Below are 14,932 nucleotides of genomic sequence, written 5' to 3' on the forward strand. Positions count from 1 at the left end.
GACGCCTTTCATCGGTAGGCCGAGGACTGCAGCTCGTACAGCTCGGCGTAGAGGTCGGGGTGGGCCATGAGGTGCTCGTGGCTGCCCATCTCGCGGATGCGGCCGCCGTCGAGGACGACGATCAGGTCGGCCATGCGCACGGTGGAGAAGCGGTGCGACACCAGCAGCGTCACCGTTCCCCTGGACTTCCCTGCGCGTGCGGCGGCGGCGAAACGCTCGAACAGCGCGTGCTCGGTCTGCGGGTCGAGCGCGGCGGTGGGCTCGTCGAACACGGCGAGCAGCGGATCGGTGCGCAGCAGGCCGCGGGCGAGTGCCAGCTTCTGCCACTGGCCGCCGGACAGCTCGACACCGCCGTCCCACGCCCGTCCCAGCCGCGTGTCGAGGCCGCGCGGCAGGCCGTCCACAACGGACCGGGCACCGGCCCGGTCGAGGGCACCGTGCAGCGCGGCGTCGTCGTCGATCCGCGCGATGTCCGCCACGCCCACGGTTTCGCGGGCCGCGAGCTGCAGCTCCACGAAGTCCTGGAACGCGCCGCTGACCCTGGTCCGCCACTCGCGGGTGGGGATGCGGTGCAGGTCCACGCCGTCGACGCGGATCTCGCCGCCGTCCGGTTGGTAGAAGTCGCACAGCAGCTTCACGAGCGTGGACTTGCCCGCGCCGTTCTCCCCCACCAGCGCCACCACCGAACCGGCGGGCAGGTGCAGCGACACGCCGTCGAGGACGGTCCGTTCACTGCCGGGATAGCGGTACGTGACGTCGACCAGGTCGATGCCGTGGCTCAGCGCCGCGGGCGGGGCGGCGGGCTCGGCCGGGTGCTTGCCCGCGGTGGCGGCGAAGCGCTCAAGCCAGACGTAACGCCGGGCCTGCTTGAGGCACCACAGGAAGTCGCCGCTGTAGCCGACGGACGTGGCGACGACCGCGGCCATCTCGATGGTGAGCGCCACGACCATGACGACGTCACCGGGCGTGGCCCTGCCCTGGACCGCGAGCCACACCACCAGCGCGATGGCGCCGACGAACCCGCCCGCGTTGACCACCGCGTCGACGCTCTTGAGCACGGCACCCCTCCAGGCGGCCCGGTTGCGGGTGCCGAGGACCTCGTCGGAGACCCGGTGGTGGCGGCGGACCAGCTCGCGGGTGAGCCCGAAGACGCGCAGCTCCTTGCCCGCACCGGCGGTCGTGCCGATGTCGAACAGGTGGCGGCGCAACCGTTCCGGTTCGCCGGTGTCCTCCTGGGCCTCGACGGCGAGGTCGTTGGCCCGGCTGGTGATCCACAGCGAGATGAACGCCAGCAGTGCCAGCGAGATGAGCGCCGGGTGGACATCGGCCAGCAGTGCCGCGGTGGCGCCGAAGCCGACGAACGCGCTGATCAGACCGGCCATGGCGTTGGTCATCTCGGCGAGGCTCTCGCGTTCCTCGCGCACCAGCTGGATCTGGTCGAGGTACTTCGGGTCCTCGTGCGGGGTGAGGCTGTCGATGCCGCCGAGCATGCGCATCAACGTCCGGTCGGACAGCGCCTGGGTGCGTTCGAGGACCGCGAACACGCAGTGGGCGTTGTAGTACTGGGCGACGACGAGCAGCCCGGTGGCCGCAGCGATGCCGAGCCCGGCCGTGAGCGCGGAGTCCAGGTCGCGTTCGCGGGCGGCGTCGACCAGAACGCCGGCGCTGTAGGCGATCAACGGTCCGGTGAGCGCGACCGCGATCTCGGTGAGGATCTGGAACACCGCGTACCAGCGTGCCGCGCGGAAGCCGAAGCTGATCGTGGTGACGAAGGCCCGCCAGGTGTCACGCATCGGTGCCCCCCACGGGCTGGAAGCGTTCCGCCTGCAGCCGGAACAGGTGGGCGTAGCGGCCGTCGCGGTCCATCAGCTCGTCGTGGCCACCGGCCTCGACGACCTGGCCGCCGGAGACGACCACGATCCGGTCGGCCCGCCGCACGGTGGAGAAGCGGTGCGAGATCAGGATCGTGGTGAGCCCCTGGGTGAGGTCCAGGAAACGTTCGTACAGCTCGGCTTCCGCGCGCACGTCGAGAGCGGCCGCGGGCTCGTCGAGCACGAGAACCCTGGCGCCCGCCTCGACGGCGAACATCGCGCGGGCCAGTGCGACGCGCTGCCACTGCCCGCCGGAGAGGTCGACGCCGTCGGTGTAGGCCTGCGACAGCACGGTGTCCCACCCCTTCGGCAACGACTCGACCAGCTCACCGATCCCGGCCCGGTCGGCGGCGCGGCGCAGCATGGCCTCGTCACCGGCGTGCTCGGGGGCGCCGAGGCCGATGTTGTCGCGCACCGGCAGGTGGTAGCGGGTGAAGTCCTGGAACAGCACGGCCACCCGGCTGCGCCACGCCCGCGGGTCCAGGCCGGCGAGGTCCGCGCCGTCCACGGTGATCTTGCCGCCGGTGGGTTCGTAGAAACCGGCGAGCAGCTTCACCAGCGAGGTCTTGCCCGCGCCGTTGTCGCCGACGACCGCCAGCGACCGCCCGGCGGGGATCACGAGGTCCAGGCCGGTGAGGACGTCGCGGCCGGTGCCGGGGTAGCGGAACGACACGCCGTCGTAGCGGATCTCCCGTGCGGGGACGTCCGCGCCGACCGGTGAACCGGACTCGGCGGGGGCGCTGCCGGCGAGGCGCTTCTCCAGGGAGAGCACCTTCGGCACGGTGACGGCGGCGTTGGACAGGTACAGGTGCTCGTCGCCGACGGCGTACTCGTTGGCGTTGGCCAGTGCCTCCACGAACACGGCGAGGGCGGCGAGCGTGAGATCACCCCGCACCGCGGCGTAGGCCAGCAGGCCGTACGACAGGACGTTGATGACCAGGATCGCGGACGCCGAGCCGAGCACCATGGCGGGCCGTGGCCGCCGGGCCCGCCGGATGGGCCCGATCCCGGCCTGCCACAGCGTGTCGAAGCGCGTGACGAGCCAGTCGAGGACGCCCCACAGCCGGACCTCCTTGGCCGGCGGCGGGTCCAGCGCCAGGTCGCGGACGTACTCGGCCTGGCGCAGCTGGGCGCTCTGCCCGAAGCCCTCCTCGCCCACGCGCAGGTAGTCGCGCTGCATGCGGTAGACGATGATCGGCCAGACCACGAGCCACAGCAGGCCGAGCCACCAGTGGAACCAGGTGAGCACGGCCGCCGAGCCGATGGCGCGCAACCACGACGTGAGCACCTCGGGCAGCGCCTCGACGGTCTGGCCCGGCCGGTGCGCGCTCATGCCGAGGCCCCGCACGATGCGGACCTCGTCGAGCACGTCGGGGTCTTCGAGGTGGGCGATGCCCCTGGGCCGGCCCAACGCGCCGAGCACGACCTCCTGGAGGTACCGGTCGACGTCGCGGCCGAGCGTGGACACCGTGGCCCGCAGCAGCGGGGACGTCAGCCGCTCCACGAGGATCGCGACCGCGACGGCGACCAGCAGGGTGCCCACCCGGTCGGCGGCGGGTGAGCCCGCACCGTCGCGTGCGGCACCCTCGATGCCACCGACGAGCAGGCCGGTGAGCACCGCGATGCCGATGGGCAGCACAGCGCTCACCACCACGCCACCCGCCAGGAGCGCCGTCCGCGGGCGGCTGACCCGTGGCAGGACCCGGAGGACGGCGAGGATGCCCTTGGCGGTGGGCGGGAGGCTGCGGAGCGGGTTGCGCATGGGTTCCGTATCCGTCAGATGAGGCGTGCGGTCGCCGAGGCGCGCCGCTCGTGGGACTTCCGCAGGTCGGTGGTGATGCTGACCCGCTTGAGCCAGCGGTCCGTGCCGTCGTAGCGGGCCTGGAACGCCTGGCGGCCGTGGGCGAGACGGTGGTTGTTGATGACGAGGACGTCACCGGGCTCCAGCGCGACGTCCAGGCAGGACGCCTCCAGCAGGTCGCTGACCGCCTCCAGCGCCTTGCGCGCGGCGGGGTCCGCGGGGGTCTCCATGAAGTACGGGTCGATGCGGATGTACGGGTGCTCGCGCGACCCGTAGAGCACGGCCACGCGGTTGTCGTCGGCCTTCATCTCGTCGATCTCGGAGAACTCCGCGTCCACGCCCTCGGTCACGTTGTGCTTCGCCAGGTGCGAGTCGTCCGGCCGGATCAGGAAGTTCGGCTCGTGCAGCAGCCCGAGGTGCTCGGCGCCCAGCGACGGCAGGTCGGGCTCGGACACGATCGTGGCGACCTTGTCGGGGTTGCGCAGGCACTCCAGCAGCAGGTAGTCGGCCCGCCACGGGTGGAACGCGTCCTCGGTGTGCAGCGTGAGCGTGTCGGTGCTGCCGATGCCCATCTGCTCGGTCTCGAACCCCTTGATGGGGAAGATGTCGTGCACCAGCCGGGCGTCCTGCTGGGTCTTCCAGCCGAACGGCTCGCCGAGCAGGGAGCCGTGCAGCAGGATGAGGATCTCCTCCGCGAACTCCGGGGTCGGGGTCGGCCGGCCGCGCCAGTGCCTCGGGGTCGGGCCGATGCGCGCGTCGTCGATGGTGTGGCCGCGGACCACGCAGTAGCCCAGCCGGTCCTCCAGCGCGAAGTCGCGCAGGAAGCGGCGCTGGCCCACGGGCAGCTCGGCGGCGAGCAGCGGCAGGTCGCGCAGCAGCTGCTCGTCCTCCGGGCCCGAGTACTCCTTGGCGATGCGCAGTGTCAGGTTCTCGACCTCGGCGGCTTCCTCGGTCGACAGGTGGTAGATCCGTTTCGGCGTGGACAAGGACTGCTCCCCCTCAATTCCTGTTCAGGTGTTCGACCAGGTCCTCCGCGGCCTGCCGGAAGCGGGTGGCGACCCGCCGCACGGTCTCGGTCCGGTGGAGGTTCGTGCTGTGGTGCCACGCGACGAGGAGCTCTCCCCCGCCGGTGCGCTCGATCTCCAGGTGCAGCGCGTACGGGCGCAAGCCCCCACTCGTGCTCTCACCGCACAGGTCACCCGGTAGTTCGTCGGCGACGATGCCCGCCTCGCCGTCGGTCACGGCGTCGAACCCGCCCGTGAAGTTGACGTTGACCTGGCGGTCGGGCGCCGCACGCAGGCGGCGCACGTCCGGGTCCTCCGCGGTCAGGTGACGCAGTGCGCCGTAGCCGACCCCGTGCCGTGGCACGGAGTCCAGGCTTTCGGCGGCCGCGGCGAGGAGCCCGGCGCCGTCGGTCAGGTCGTCGTGCCGGAGCACCACCGGGTGGACCGAGGTGAACCAGCCGACCGTGCGGGACAGGTCGGTGCCCGGTGCGAGGCTTTCCCGGCCGTGGTGTTCGAGGTCGACCACGACGGTGCCGGTGCCGGCCCACTCCCCCAGCGTCCGCAGCAGTGCGGCCAGGACCAGGTCGAGGACCTGGGCGTTGGGCACGCCCGCGGCGCCGACGGTGACCTCCACGACGGCGGCGGAGTCCTCGGTGTTGGCGCCGGTGGCGTCGACCGGCAGCGTGAACGCCGTCTCCGCCTTCTCCAGCCAGTGCGGCAGCTCGGCGCGAACCTCGTCGCTGCCCGCGAAGGCCTCGACGGACTCGGCCCACCGCCGGAACGACGTCGTCTTCGCCCCGAGCGGTTCGCCGCGGTAGGCCGCGTCGAGGTCCTCCAGCAGGATGTTCCACGACACGCCGTCGACCACCAGGTGGTGCGCGACGAGACCGAGCCACGCGGGTTCCGCACCGCGGTCGAAGAGCACGGCCGCCACGAGCGGACCGTTTTCGAGGTCCAGTGAGCGTTGCAGCGCGGTCATGTGCTCCTGGACGTCGCCCTGGACGACCGTGAACGGGACGGCCCCGCCCGGTTCGGCGACGTGCTGGTGCCAGCCGTCGAGCCCGTGGTGCAGACGGGTGCGCAGGGCGTCGTGGTGGGTGAGCAGGGTGTCGAGCGCGGCGGCGAGCTTGCCGTGGTCGACACCCGGTGCGAGCTCGTAGAGGCCCGACCAGTTCCAGTGGTTCCGGTCGTCGATGGTGGCCCCGGTGAACCACCGCTGGATCGGCGTGAGCGGCACCGGGCCGGTGGCCGGGCCCTCCTCGACGCGGGCGGGGACCGTGGTCACGGCGGCCAGCTCGGCGACCGTCTGATGGGTGAACAGGTCCGCGACCGCGAGGCCCAGCCCGGCGTTGCGGGCGCGTGACACCACCTGCAGCACCGCGATCGAGTCGCCGCCCAGGTCGAAGAAGTTGTCGTGCACGCCGACGCGGTCCGCGCCCAGCAACCTCGCCCAGATGTCCGCCAGCGCCCGTTCCGCGTCGGTGCGCGGCGCCACGTGCGCGTCCGTCTCCGGTGCGGCCGGTTCGGGCAGGGCGCGGCGGTCGAGCTTGCCGTTGGGCGTCAGCGGCAGGGCGTCGAGTGCGACGAACGCCGAGGGCACCAGGTGGTCCGGCAGCCGCTCGCGCAGGAACGCGCGCAGCTCGTCGGTACCGGCCGCGCCGACCACGTACGCCACGAGGCGTTTCCCGGTCGCGGCCGTCGTGGCCACGACCGCCGCCGCGCGCACGTTCTCGTGAGCGGCCAGCAGCGCCTCGACCTCGCCGGGCTCGACCCGGAAGCCCCTGATCTTGACCTGCTCGTCGGTCCTGCCGAGGAACTCCAGCGTGCCGTCGGCCCGCCAGCGGGCCCGGTCTCCGGTGCGGTACAGGCGTTCCCCGGTGCCGGTCGGGTCGGGGACGAACCGTTCCGCGGTCAGGTCCGGGCGGCCGACGTACCCGCGGGCCACGCCGGGGCCGCCGACGAACAGCTCGCCCGCCACACCGGGCGGCAGCACCTGCAGCCACGGGTCGAGCACGTGGGCCCGCATGCCCGCGAACGGCCGGCCGATCGGCACCTGCGCGTCGACGGTCGTGTCGAGGGTGTGGACCGTGCAGGTCATGGTGGTCTCGGTGGGCCCGTAGGCGTTCACGATCCGCAGGCCGGGGCGGCGTTCCCTGGCCGTGCGGGCGTGCTGGGCCTGCAGGGCGTCGCCGCCGACGACGAGCAGGCGCAACCCGTCGAGCACGTCCGGTGTGGTCTCGACCAGCTGGTGGAAGAGGCCCGTGGTGAGCAGCGCGGCGGTGACGGCGTGCTCGCGCAGGAACGTGCCGACGTCCAGCCGCTCGGCCAGGTCCGCCGGGCCGACGGCGAGGGTGGCACCGTTGAGCAGGGCCAGCCAGATCTCGAACGCGCCGGTGTCGAAGCCGATGCCGGCCAGGTGTGACACGACGTCGCCGGGTTCGACGCGCACCGCGGGGTCCGTGCAGACCCTGGCCACGCCTTCGTGGGTCAGCGACACGGCCTTGGGCACGCCCGTGGAGCCCGAGGTGAAGAGCACGTAGAGCTCGCTGCGCGGGTCGCCGACGACCGGCAACGCGGCCTCGGCGCCGGTGAGGCCGTTGTGCGGCAACACCTCCGCTGCGCTCAGGTCGAGGATGCGCACGCCGGGCACCTCGGGTGACCACCCGCCCGCCGTCACGACGAACCCGGCCTCGGCCGTCTCGACCATCTGCGCGAGGCGTGCCGGGCTCTGAGCCGGGTCCAGCGGCACGTACGAGCCGCCCGCACCGATCACACCGAGCATCGCGACGATCAGCTCGATGCCGCGGTCGAGGTGGAGCCCGACCCGGGTGCCCGCACGAACCCCGTGGCCTCGCAACCACTCCGCGACCCCGGTGGCCCTGCGGTCGAGCTGCGCGTAGGTGAGCTCGGCACCGCCGCCCCGCAGCGCGGGCCGGTCCGGGTGGGCGGCGACCTGACGCCCGAACAGCGCGGCCAGGTGTGCCGCGGGCATCTCCCGAGCCTCCGACGCGCTCCACGCGAGCACCTCGGCCCGTTGCCCGGCGTCGAGCAGGGCGATCTCCCGCACCGGTGTGCCCGGCGCGGCGGCGACGGTGGTGAGGATGCGTTCGAGCTGGTCGAGCAACGCCTCCACGGTCGCGTCGTCGAACGCACCGGTCGAGTACTCGCACAGCAGCGCGAGCTGGCCGTCCACGTCCACGACGAGCTTCAGCGGGTAGCGGCCCTGTTCCAGCAACGCGGGCGAGTCGAACTCGTCGGCGTCGCCGTCGTCGGCACCGCCACCGGGCAGGTTCTGGACCGCGACGATGCTCTCGAACAGCCTCGGCACGCCGGCGACCCGCCCGATGTCGACCAGCGGTGAGTGCTCGAACCGCTGCACGGCGACCTGGCCGTCCTGGACGGTCCGCAGCCACCGTTCGAACGGGGTGCGGTCGCCGGGGACCTCGATCCGCACGGGCAGGGTGTTGATGAACAGCCCGACGATGGACTCGACACCGGCGAGTCCGGCGGGACGTCCGGACACGGTGAGGCCGAAGACCACGTCGTCGTCACCGCTGTGCGACGCCAGCAGCAACGCCCACGCCGCCTGGACGACGGCGCTGATCGTGACGTGTTCGCGCCGTGCCAGCGCTTCCAGCGCGAGGGCGACGTGCTCGGGCAGTTCGCGGTGCCGCCTGCCCTGCTCCCAGTGCCGTCGGGTGGTGCGGTCGACCGGCAGGGCCGTGGGCGAGGTGAAGCCGTCGAGGTACTCGCGCCAGAAGTCGTCGGCGTCCGGCTGTTGCCGCAGCCAGGCGATGTAGTCGCGGTAGGGGCGCACCGGCGGCAACGGCTCACGCCGGTACGCCGCGAGCACCTCGTCCCAGACCAGCGGGATGCTCCAGCCGTCCAGGTACAGGTGGTGGAACGTGAACACGACCCACTGGCGGTCGCCCCGGTCGGCCACGTAGACCCGCAGCAACGGCGCGGTGGTGACGTCGAACCCACGCCGCTGGTCGGCGTCGAGCAGCTCGTCCAGCGCGGTGGCGGGATCGGTGACCGAGGTCCAGTCGAGCACCTCGAACGGCACGTCGACCTCGCCGATCACGACCTGCAACGGCTCTTCGACGCCCTCCCACACGAAAGCACTGCGCAGCGCGGGATGCCTGCCCACGACGACCCGCCAGGCTTCCCGCAGCGCGGCCACGTCGAGCGGTCCGCGCAGCTCGCGCACGTCCTGCGCCCAGTAGACGGCGGTGTCGGCGGGTGCCTCCAGGACGTGGAACAGCATGCCCTGCTGCATGGGCGACAGCGGGTAGGCGTCGACCAGGCCCGGCACCCGTGCCCGCAGCGGTTCCAGGTCGGCCAGCGGTTCCGCGGTGGTGGTGGAACCGACGGCGACGCCGGTGTGCGCGGCGAGTTGCTGGAGGGTCTGGTGGGTGAAGAGGTCGGCGATGGTGAGCTCCAGCCCGGCCTCCCTGGCCCTGGCCACGACCTGGAGGCTGACGATCGAGTCGCCGCCGAGCTCGAAGTAGTTGTCGTGCAGTCCCACGCGCTCGACCCCGAGCACCTCCGACCACACCGCGGCGAGGGTCCGTTCGACCTCGGTGCCGGGTGGCTCGTGCCGTGCCGAGCCCGGTGCGTCGGGCAGCGGCAACGCGCGCCTGTCGAGCTTTCCGTTGCTGTTCAACGGCAACTCGTCCAGCGGCACGATCGCCGACGGCACCAGGAACTCGGGCAGCCGCTCGGCGAGGAAGCCGCGCAGGTCGGCCGGGTCGGCGGTGCCCACGACGTAGGCGACGAGCCGTTTGCCCTGCTGCAGCTCACGGACGACCACGGCCGCGTTGGCGACCTCCGGGTGACCGGTCAGCACGTGCTCGACCTCGCCCGGTTCGACCCGGAACCCGCGGATCTTGACCTGGTCGTCGGTCCGGCCGACGAAGTCCACCACACCGTCCGCACCCCAGCGCACCAGATCACCGGTGCGGTACATGCGTGCTCCCGGCACGAACGGGTCCGCCACGAACCGTTCGGCGGCCAGGTCCGGACGGCCCGCGTACCCACGCGCCAGACCGGTGCCACCGATGTACAGCTCGCCCGGCACGCCGACGGGCGCGGGCCGCAGCCACCGGTCCAGCACGGAGAAACGCAGGCCGCGCAACGCATCGCCGATCGGCACGGTGGCCGGTCCGAGTCGGCCGGTGTGCATGTCGTGGTACGACGCGTACACGGTGGACTCGGTCGGGCCGTACATGTTGTAGATCGCCACGGCCGGGTTGGCGTCGAGGATCTTGCGCGCCTGGACCGGTGACATGCCCTCGCCGCCCGCGAGCACCTTGCGGTGGCCCGAGAACACGGCCGGATCGGTGTCCGCCAGCTGGTGGAACAGGCCGGTGGTCATGAACGACAACGTCACGCCGTGCGTGACGTAGAACGTGGCGACGTCCAGTCGTTCGGCCAGGTTCGCGGGCGCGACGGCCAGGGTGGCGCCGGTGAGCAACGCCGTCCAGATCTCCCAGGTCGAGGCGTCGAACGACACCGCGGCCATGTGCGCCACGACATCACCGGGCCGTGCGGCCACCGCGGGGTCGAGCGCGACGCGCACGACGCCTTCCTCGGTGGCCTCCACACCCTTGGGCACACCGGTCGAGCCCGAGGTGAACATCGTGTAGACCAGCCGCCCCGGCACAGCGGGGAGTTCTTGCTGCTGAGCGGAAACGCCCAGATCGGCGGTCGCCGCAGCGAGGTCGGCCAGCTCGATCACGCCCAGGCGCGGGCCTTCCAACGCGTAGTCCCCTCGTGACACCACCAGCTCGACCCCGGCCGCCGCCTGCACATCCCGCAACCGCCCGTGCGGCAACGCCGGGTCAAGCGGCACGTACGTCCCACCCGCCTGCGTCCCACCCGCCTGCACCACACCGAGAATCGCCACCACGAGGTCCACGGACCGCTCGAACCACAGCCCGACCCGCGTCTCGTCCCGCACACCAGCGGCCCGCAACCCGGCCGCCACCCGAGCCACCCGCTCACCCAGCTCGGCATAGGTCAGCTCGACCCCGCCACCCCGCACGGCGATCTCGCCGGCGAAGCGGTCGGCAGCCGCCCGGAACCGTTGCACCAGGCCCTCGAAGGGCTCGTCCACGGCCGGCCCGGCACCCCACCCGGTCACCGGCGTGGGCGTCACCTCGCGCACGGCGGCAGAGGGCCGGCGGGCGGCGGCGGTCAGGACCTCGGCGAGCTGGCCGAGGAGCCGTTCGACCGTGGTCGCGTCGAACGCGCCGGTGGAGAAGTTGGCCTCCACCTTCAGCGTCGCTTCGAGGTCGACGGCGAGGATCATCGGGTAGTGCATCTGCTCGACCGAGTCGGTCGAGGCGAACAGCTCGTCGGGGTCCTCCTCCCCCTCCTCCGGCGCCGCGCCCTGCGGGTAGTTGCCGAAGACGAGCATGCTGTCGAACAGGCCACCGGTGGCGACGCGCTGGATGTCGGCGAGCGGCGTGTGCTCGTGCTGCTGCACCGCGACCTGGTTCTCCTGCAGGTCGCCGAGCCAGTCGGCGAAGGAGCGCTCCCACGGCACCCGCACCCGCACGGGCAGCGTGTTGATGAACAGGCCGACGATCGACTCGACGCCGGGCAGGTCGGCGGGGCGCCCGGACACGGTCAGGCCGAACACGACGTCGTCCTCACCGGAGTAGGCCGACAGCAGCACGGCCCACGCCGCCTGCACGACCGTCGACAGCGTGACCCGGCGGTCGCGGGCCAGTGCGACGAGCGCCGTCGTGACGTCGCGGGGCAGCGCCAGCTCCTGGCGGCCCTGGGCCCAGTGCTCCCGCACCACGCGGTCCACCGGCAGCGGTGTCGGCGAGTCGAACCCGGCCAGGTACTCACGCCAGAACGCGTCGGCGGGCTCACGCCGGCTCAGCCACGCGATGAAGTCCCGGTAGGGCCGCGTCGGCGGCAACGGCTCGCCGCGGTAGGCGGCGGTGACCTCGTCCCACAACAGCGGGATGCTCCAGCCGTCGGCGTAGAGGTGGTGGAACGCCAGCAGCACCCAGTGCCGGTCCCGGCCGCGGGCGACGTGGACGCGCAGCAGCGGCGCGGTGGCGAGGTCGCAGCCGCGGGCGCGGTCCTCGGCCAGCAGCTGCTCGACGGCGGCCGCGGGATCGGCGACGGAAGTCCAGTCGTGCACCGAGAACGGCACCTCGACGTCACCCACGACGACCTGCAGCGGTTCGCGCACACCGGTCCACACGAACGCGGTGCGCAACGCCGGGTGCCGGTCGAGGACGAGCTGCCAGGCCGCGCGCATGGCGTCGACGTCGAGCTCACCGGTCAGCTCGCGGACGTCCTGCGTCCAGTAGACGCCGCTGTCCGGCGACTCGACGGCGTGGAAGAGCATCCCCTGCTGCAACGGCGACAACGGGTAGACGTCGGCCAGTCCGGGCGTGCGGGCGACCAGACCGTCCAATGCGGACTGATCCAGCGTGGCCAGCGGCACGTCGGACGGCGTGAGACCGTGCGCGCCCGACCGGCAGTGGTCCACGATCTCGGCCAGCGCGGCAACGTACGCCTCGGCCAGCCGCTCGACCGTCGAACGGTGGTGCAACCGGGTGCTGTACTGCCACTCCACGGCCAGCGTCCCGTCGGCGGCCTGGGCCACCTCGACACCGAGCACGTGCGAGCGCAGGCCGCCGTCGCCCTCGGCCGGGCCGCACAGGTCCTCGGGCAGCTCACGGGCGAACAGACCCGCGGCGTCCTCCGCGGTGTCGGCGCCACCGAGGTAGTTGAAGACGACCGGGCGGTCCGGCGCGGACCGCAGCTGCGGATCGCGCTCGCGCAGCACGGTGTAGCCGACGCCGCGGCGTGGCACGGCCCGCAGCTGTTCCTTGACCGCCTTGATGACGCCGGCGGTGTCGTCGAGCGAGTCGTGGTGCAGCCCGACGGGGTGGATGGCGGTGAACCAGCCGACGGTGCGGGACAGGTCGATGCCGTCGGCGATCGGCTCGCGGCCGTGGCTCTCCAGGTCGATGGCCGCGGCACCGGTGCCGGTCCAGCGCCCGAGCACCTGCAGCAGCGCGGCGAGGAGCAGTTCGTGGCCCTGGGTGCGGTAGGCGCGGTGCGCCTGGGTCAGCAGCGTCGTGGTGCGGCCGGCGTCGAGGGTGACGCGGACGGAGCCGGTCGAGTCCTCGGTGTTGGGGCCGTCGAGGTCGGTGGGCACGGGCGTGGTCGTCCGCACGACCTCCCGCCACCAGGGCAGCTCGTCGTGCGGGTCGAACGCTTCCAGCGCGGCGGCCCACTCCTGGTACGAGGTGGTCTTCGGCGGGAGGGCGCCGCCGGAGCACGCGGTGTCGAGGTCCTCCAGCAGGACGTTCCACGAGACCGCGTCCACGACGTAGTGGTGCACGGTGAGGCCGAACCACGCGGGCCGGTCGCCGCGGTCGACGTACACGGCACGCAGCAGCGGTCCGTCGGTGAGGCTCAACGACGTCTGCGCGCTGGTCATGGCCGCGGTGACGGCCGCCTCCAGCGCGGGACCGTCGAGATCCGTCCTCAGCACGGTCACCAGGTCGGCGGTCTCGGCGGGCGCGTTCTCCTGGGTGTCACCGCGCAGGCGCAGCCGCAGGGCGTCGTGGTGGGCGACGACGGTGGCGAGCCCGGCCCGGATCGTGGCCGCGTCGGTGCCCGGTGCCAGCTCGAACATGCCCGACCAGTTGAAGTGGTCGCGTTCGGGCAGGTCCTCGCGGAGGAACCAGCGCTGGATGGGCGTGACCGCCACGGGCCCGCTGACGGTGCCCTGGTCGGCGGCGCCGGGCGCGGCCGCGGTGACGTGGGCGGCGAGCTCGTGGACGGTCTGGCGGGTGAACAGGTCGGGGATCTCCAGCGCCAGTCCGGCGGCACGGGCCCGCGCGACGATCTGCAGGCTGACGATCGAGTCGCCGCCCAGCTCGAAGAAGTTGTCGTGCACGCCGACGCGCTCGACGCCGAGCACTTCAGACCACACCGCGGCGAGCGTGCGTTCGGCGTCCGTGGCGGGTGGTTCGTAGGCGGTGGTGGTCTCGGGGGCGCCGGGGTCGGGCAACGCGCGCTTGTCGAGCTTTCCGTTGCTGTTCAACGGCAGCTCGGCCAGTGGCACGATCGCCGAGGGCACCAGGAACTCGGGCAGCCGTTCGGCGAGGAACCGGCGGAGGTCAGCCGGATCGGCGGTGCCCACGACGTAGGCGATCAGGCGCTTGTCGGTCACGACCACGGCGGCGTTGGCGACGTCCGGGTGGTCGGTCAGCACGTGCTCGACCTCGCCCGGCTCGACCCGGAACCCGCGGATCTTCACCTGGTCGTCGGTCCGGCCGACGAAGTCCACCACACCGTCCGCACCCCACCGCACCAGGTCACCGGTGCGGTACATCCGCGCACCCGGCACGAACGGATCCGCCACGAACCGTTCGGCAGCGAGATCCGGACGGCCCGCATACCCACGCGCCAGACCGGTGCCGCCGATGTACAGCTCGCCCGGAACGCCGATCGGGGTCGGCTGCAGCCAGCGGTCGAGCACGTAAAAACGCAGGCCCCGCAGGGCGGTGCCGATCGGAACGGACGACGGGCCGAGTCGACCGGTGTGCATGTCGTGCGACGAGGCGTACACAGTGGACTCAGTTGGGCCGTACATGTTGTGGATCGCCACGGCCGGGTTCGCGTCGAGGACCTTGCGCGCCTGCACGGGGGACATCGCCTCGCCGCCGGTCAGCACCAGCCGGTGCCCGGCGAAGACGGCCGGATCGGTGTCCGCGAGCTGGTGGAACAGGCCGGTGGTCAGGAACGACAACGTCACGCCGTGCGCCGCGAAGAGCTTGGCGACGTCCAGCCGTTCGGCCAGGTTCGCCGGTGCCACGGCCAGGGTGGCGCCGGTGAGCAACGCCGTCCAGATCTCCCAGGTCGAGGCGTCGAACGACACCGCGGCCATGTGCGCCACGACATCACCGGGCTGCGCGGCCACCGCCGGGTCGAGCGCGACCCGCACGACGCCTTCCTCTGTGATCTCCACGCCCTTGGGCACACCGGTCGAGCCCGACGTGAACATCGTGTAGACCAGCCGCCCGGGAATGCCGACGACGTCAGGCCATTCCGCGGGCGCGGTCAGCAGCTCCGCGAACTCGACGACCCGCGTCGCGTCCAGCGCGTAGTCCCCGCGTGACACCACCAGCTCGACCCCGGCCGCCGCCTGCACATCCCGCAACCGCCCGTGCGGCAACGCCGGGTCAAGCGGCACGTACGTCCCACCCGCCTGC

General features: G+C 72.5%; 4 protein-coding genes. All 4 read right to left on the bottom strand.

Annotation, left to right across the window (positions count from 1 at the left end; translation table 11 throughout):
- Positions 1 to 8: 8 nt before the first annotated feature.
- Positions 9 to 1,793 carry an ABC transporter ATP-binding protein gene (locus ADL03_RS24360; RefSeq protein WP_053735856.1) on the bottom strand — a complete coding sequence of 595 codons (1,785 nt, stop codon included), beginning with the start codon at positions 1,791 to 1,793 and terminating at the stop codon, positions 9 to 11.
- Positions 1,786 to 3,633 carry an ABC transporter ATP-binding protein gene (locus tag ADL03_RS24365; protein WP_053735857.1) on the bottom strand — a complete coding sequence of 616 codons (1,848 nt, stop codon included), beginning with the start codon at positions 3,631 to 3,633 and terminating at the stop codon, positions 1,786 to 1,788. Before ADL03_RS24365 ends, ADL03_RS24360 begins: the two co-directional genes overlap by 8 nt.
- Positions 3,634 to 3,647: 14 nt before the next feature.
- Entirely contained in the window at positions 3,648 to 4,658 is a 1,011-nt protein-coding gene (gntD, locus tag ADL03_RS24370) for a guanitoxin biosynthesis L-enduracididine beta-hydroxylase GntD (protein ID WP_063798692.1), read from the bottom strand.
- A 13-nt stretch (positions 4,659 to 4,671) separates the two neighbouring features.
- Positions 4,672 to 14,932, bottom strand: a 10,261-nt coding sequence (locus tag ADL03_RS24375; protein ID WP_157529166.1) for a non-ribosomal peptide synthetase, incomplete at its 5' end; no start/stop codon positions are given.

The organism is Nocardia sp. NRRL S-836 (genome assembly GCF_001279525.1).
In the GTDB taxonomy this organism is placed as follows: Bacteria; Actinomycetota; Actinomycetes; order Mycobacteriales; family Pseudonocardiaceae; genus Lentzea.

What these genes read in the sequence shown, in the direction of transcription:
- ADL03_RS24365 (WP_053735857.1), bottom strand. Translation starts at nt 3,633, where the DNA reads ATGCGCAACCCGCTCCGCAGCCTCCCGCCCACCGCCAAGGGCATCCTC.
- ADL03_RS24360 (WP_053735856.1), bottom strand. Translation starts at nt 1,793, where the DNA reads ATGCGTGACACCTGGCGGGCCTTCGTCACCACGATCAGCTTCGGCTTC.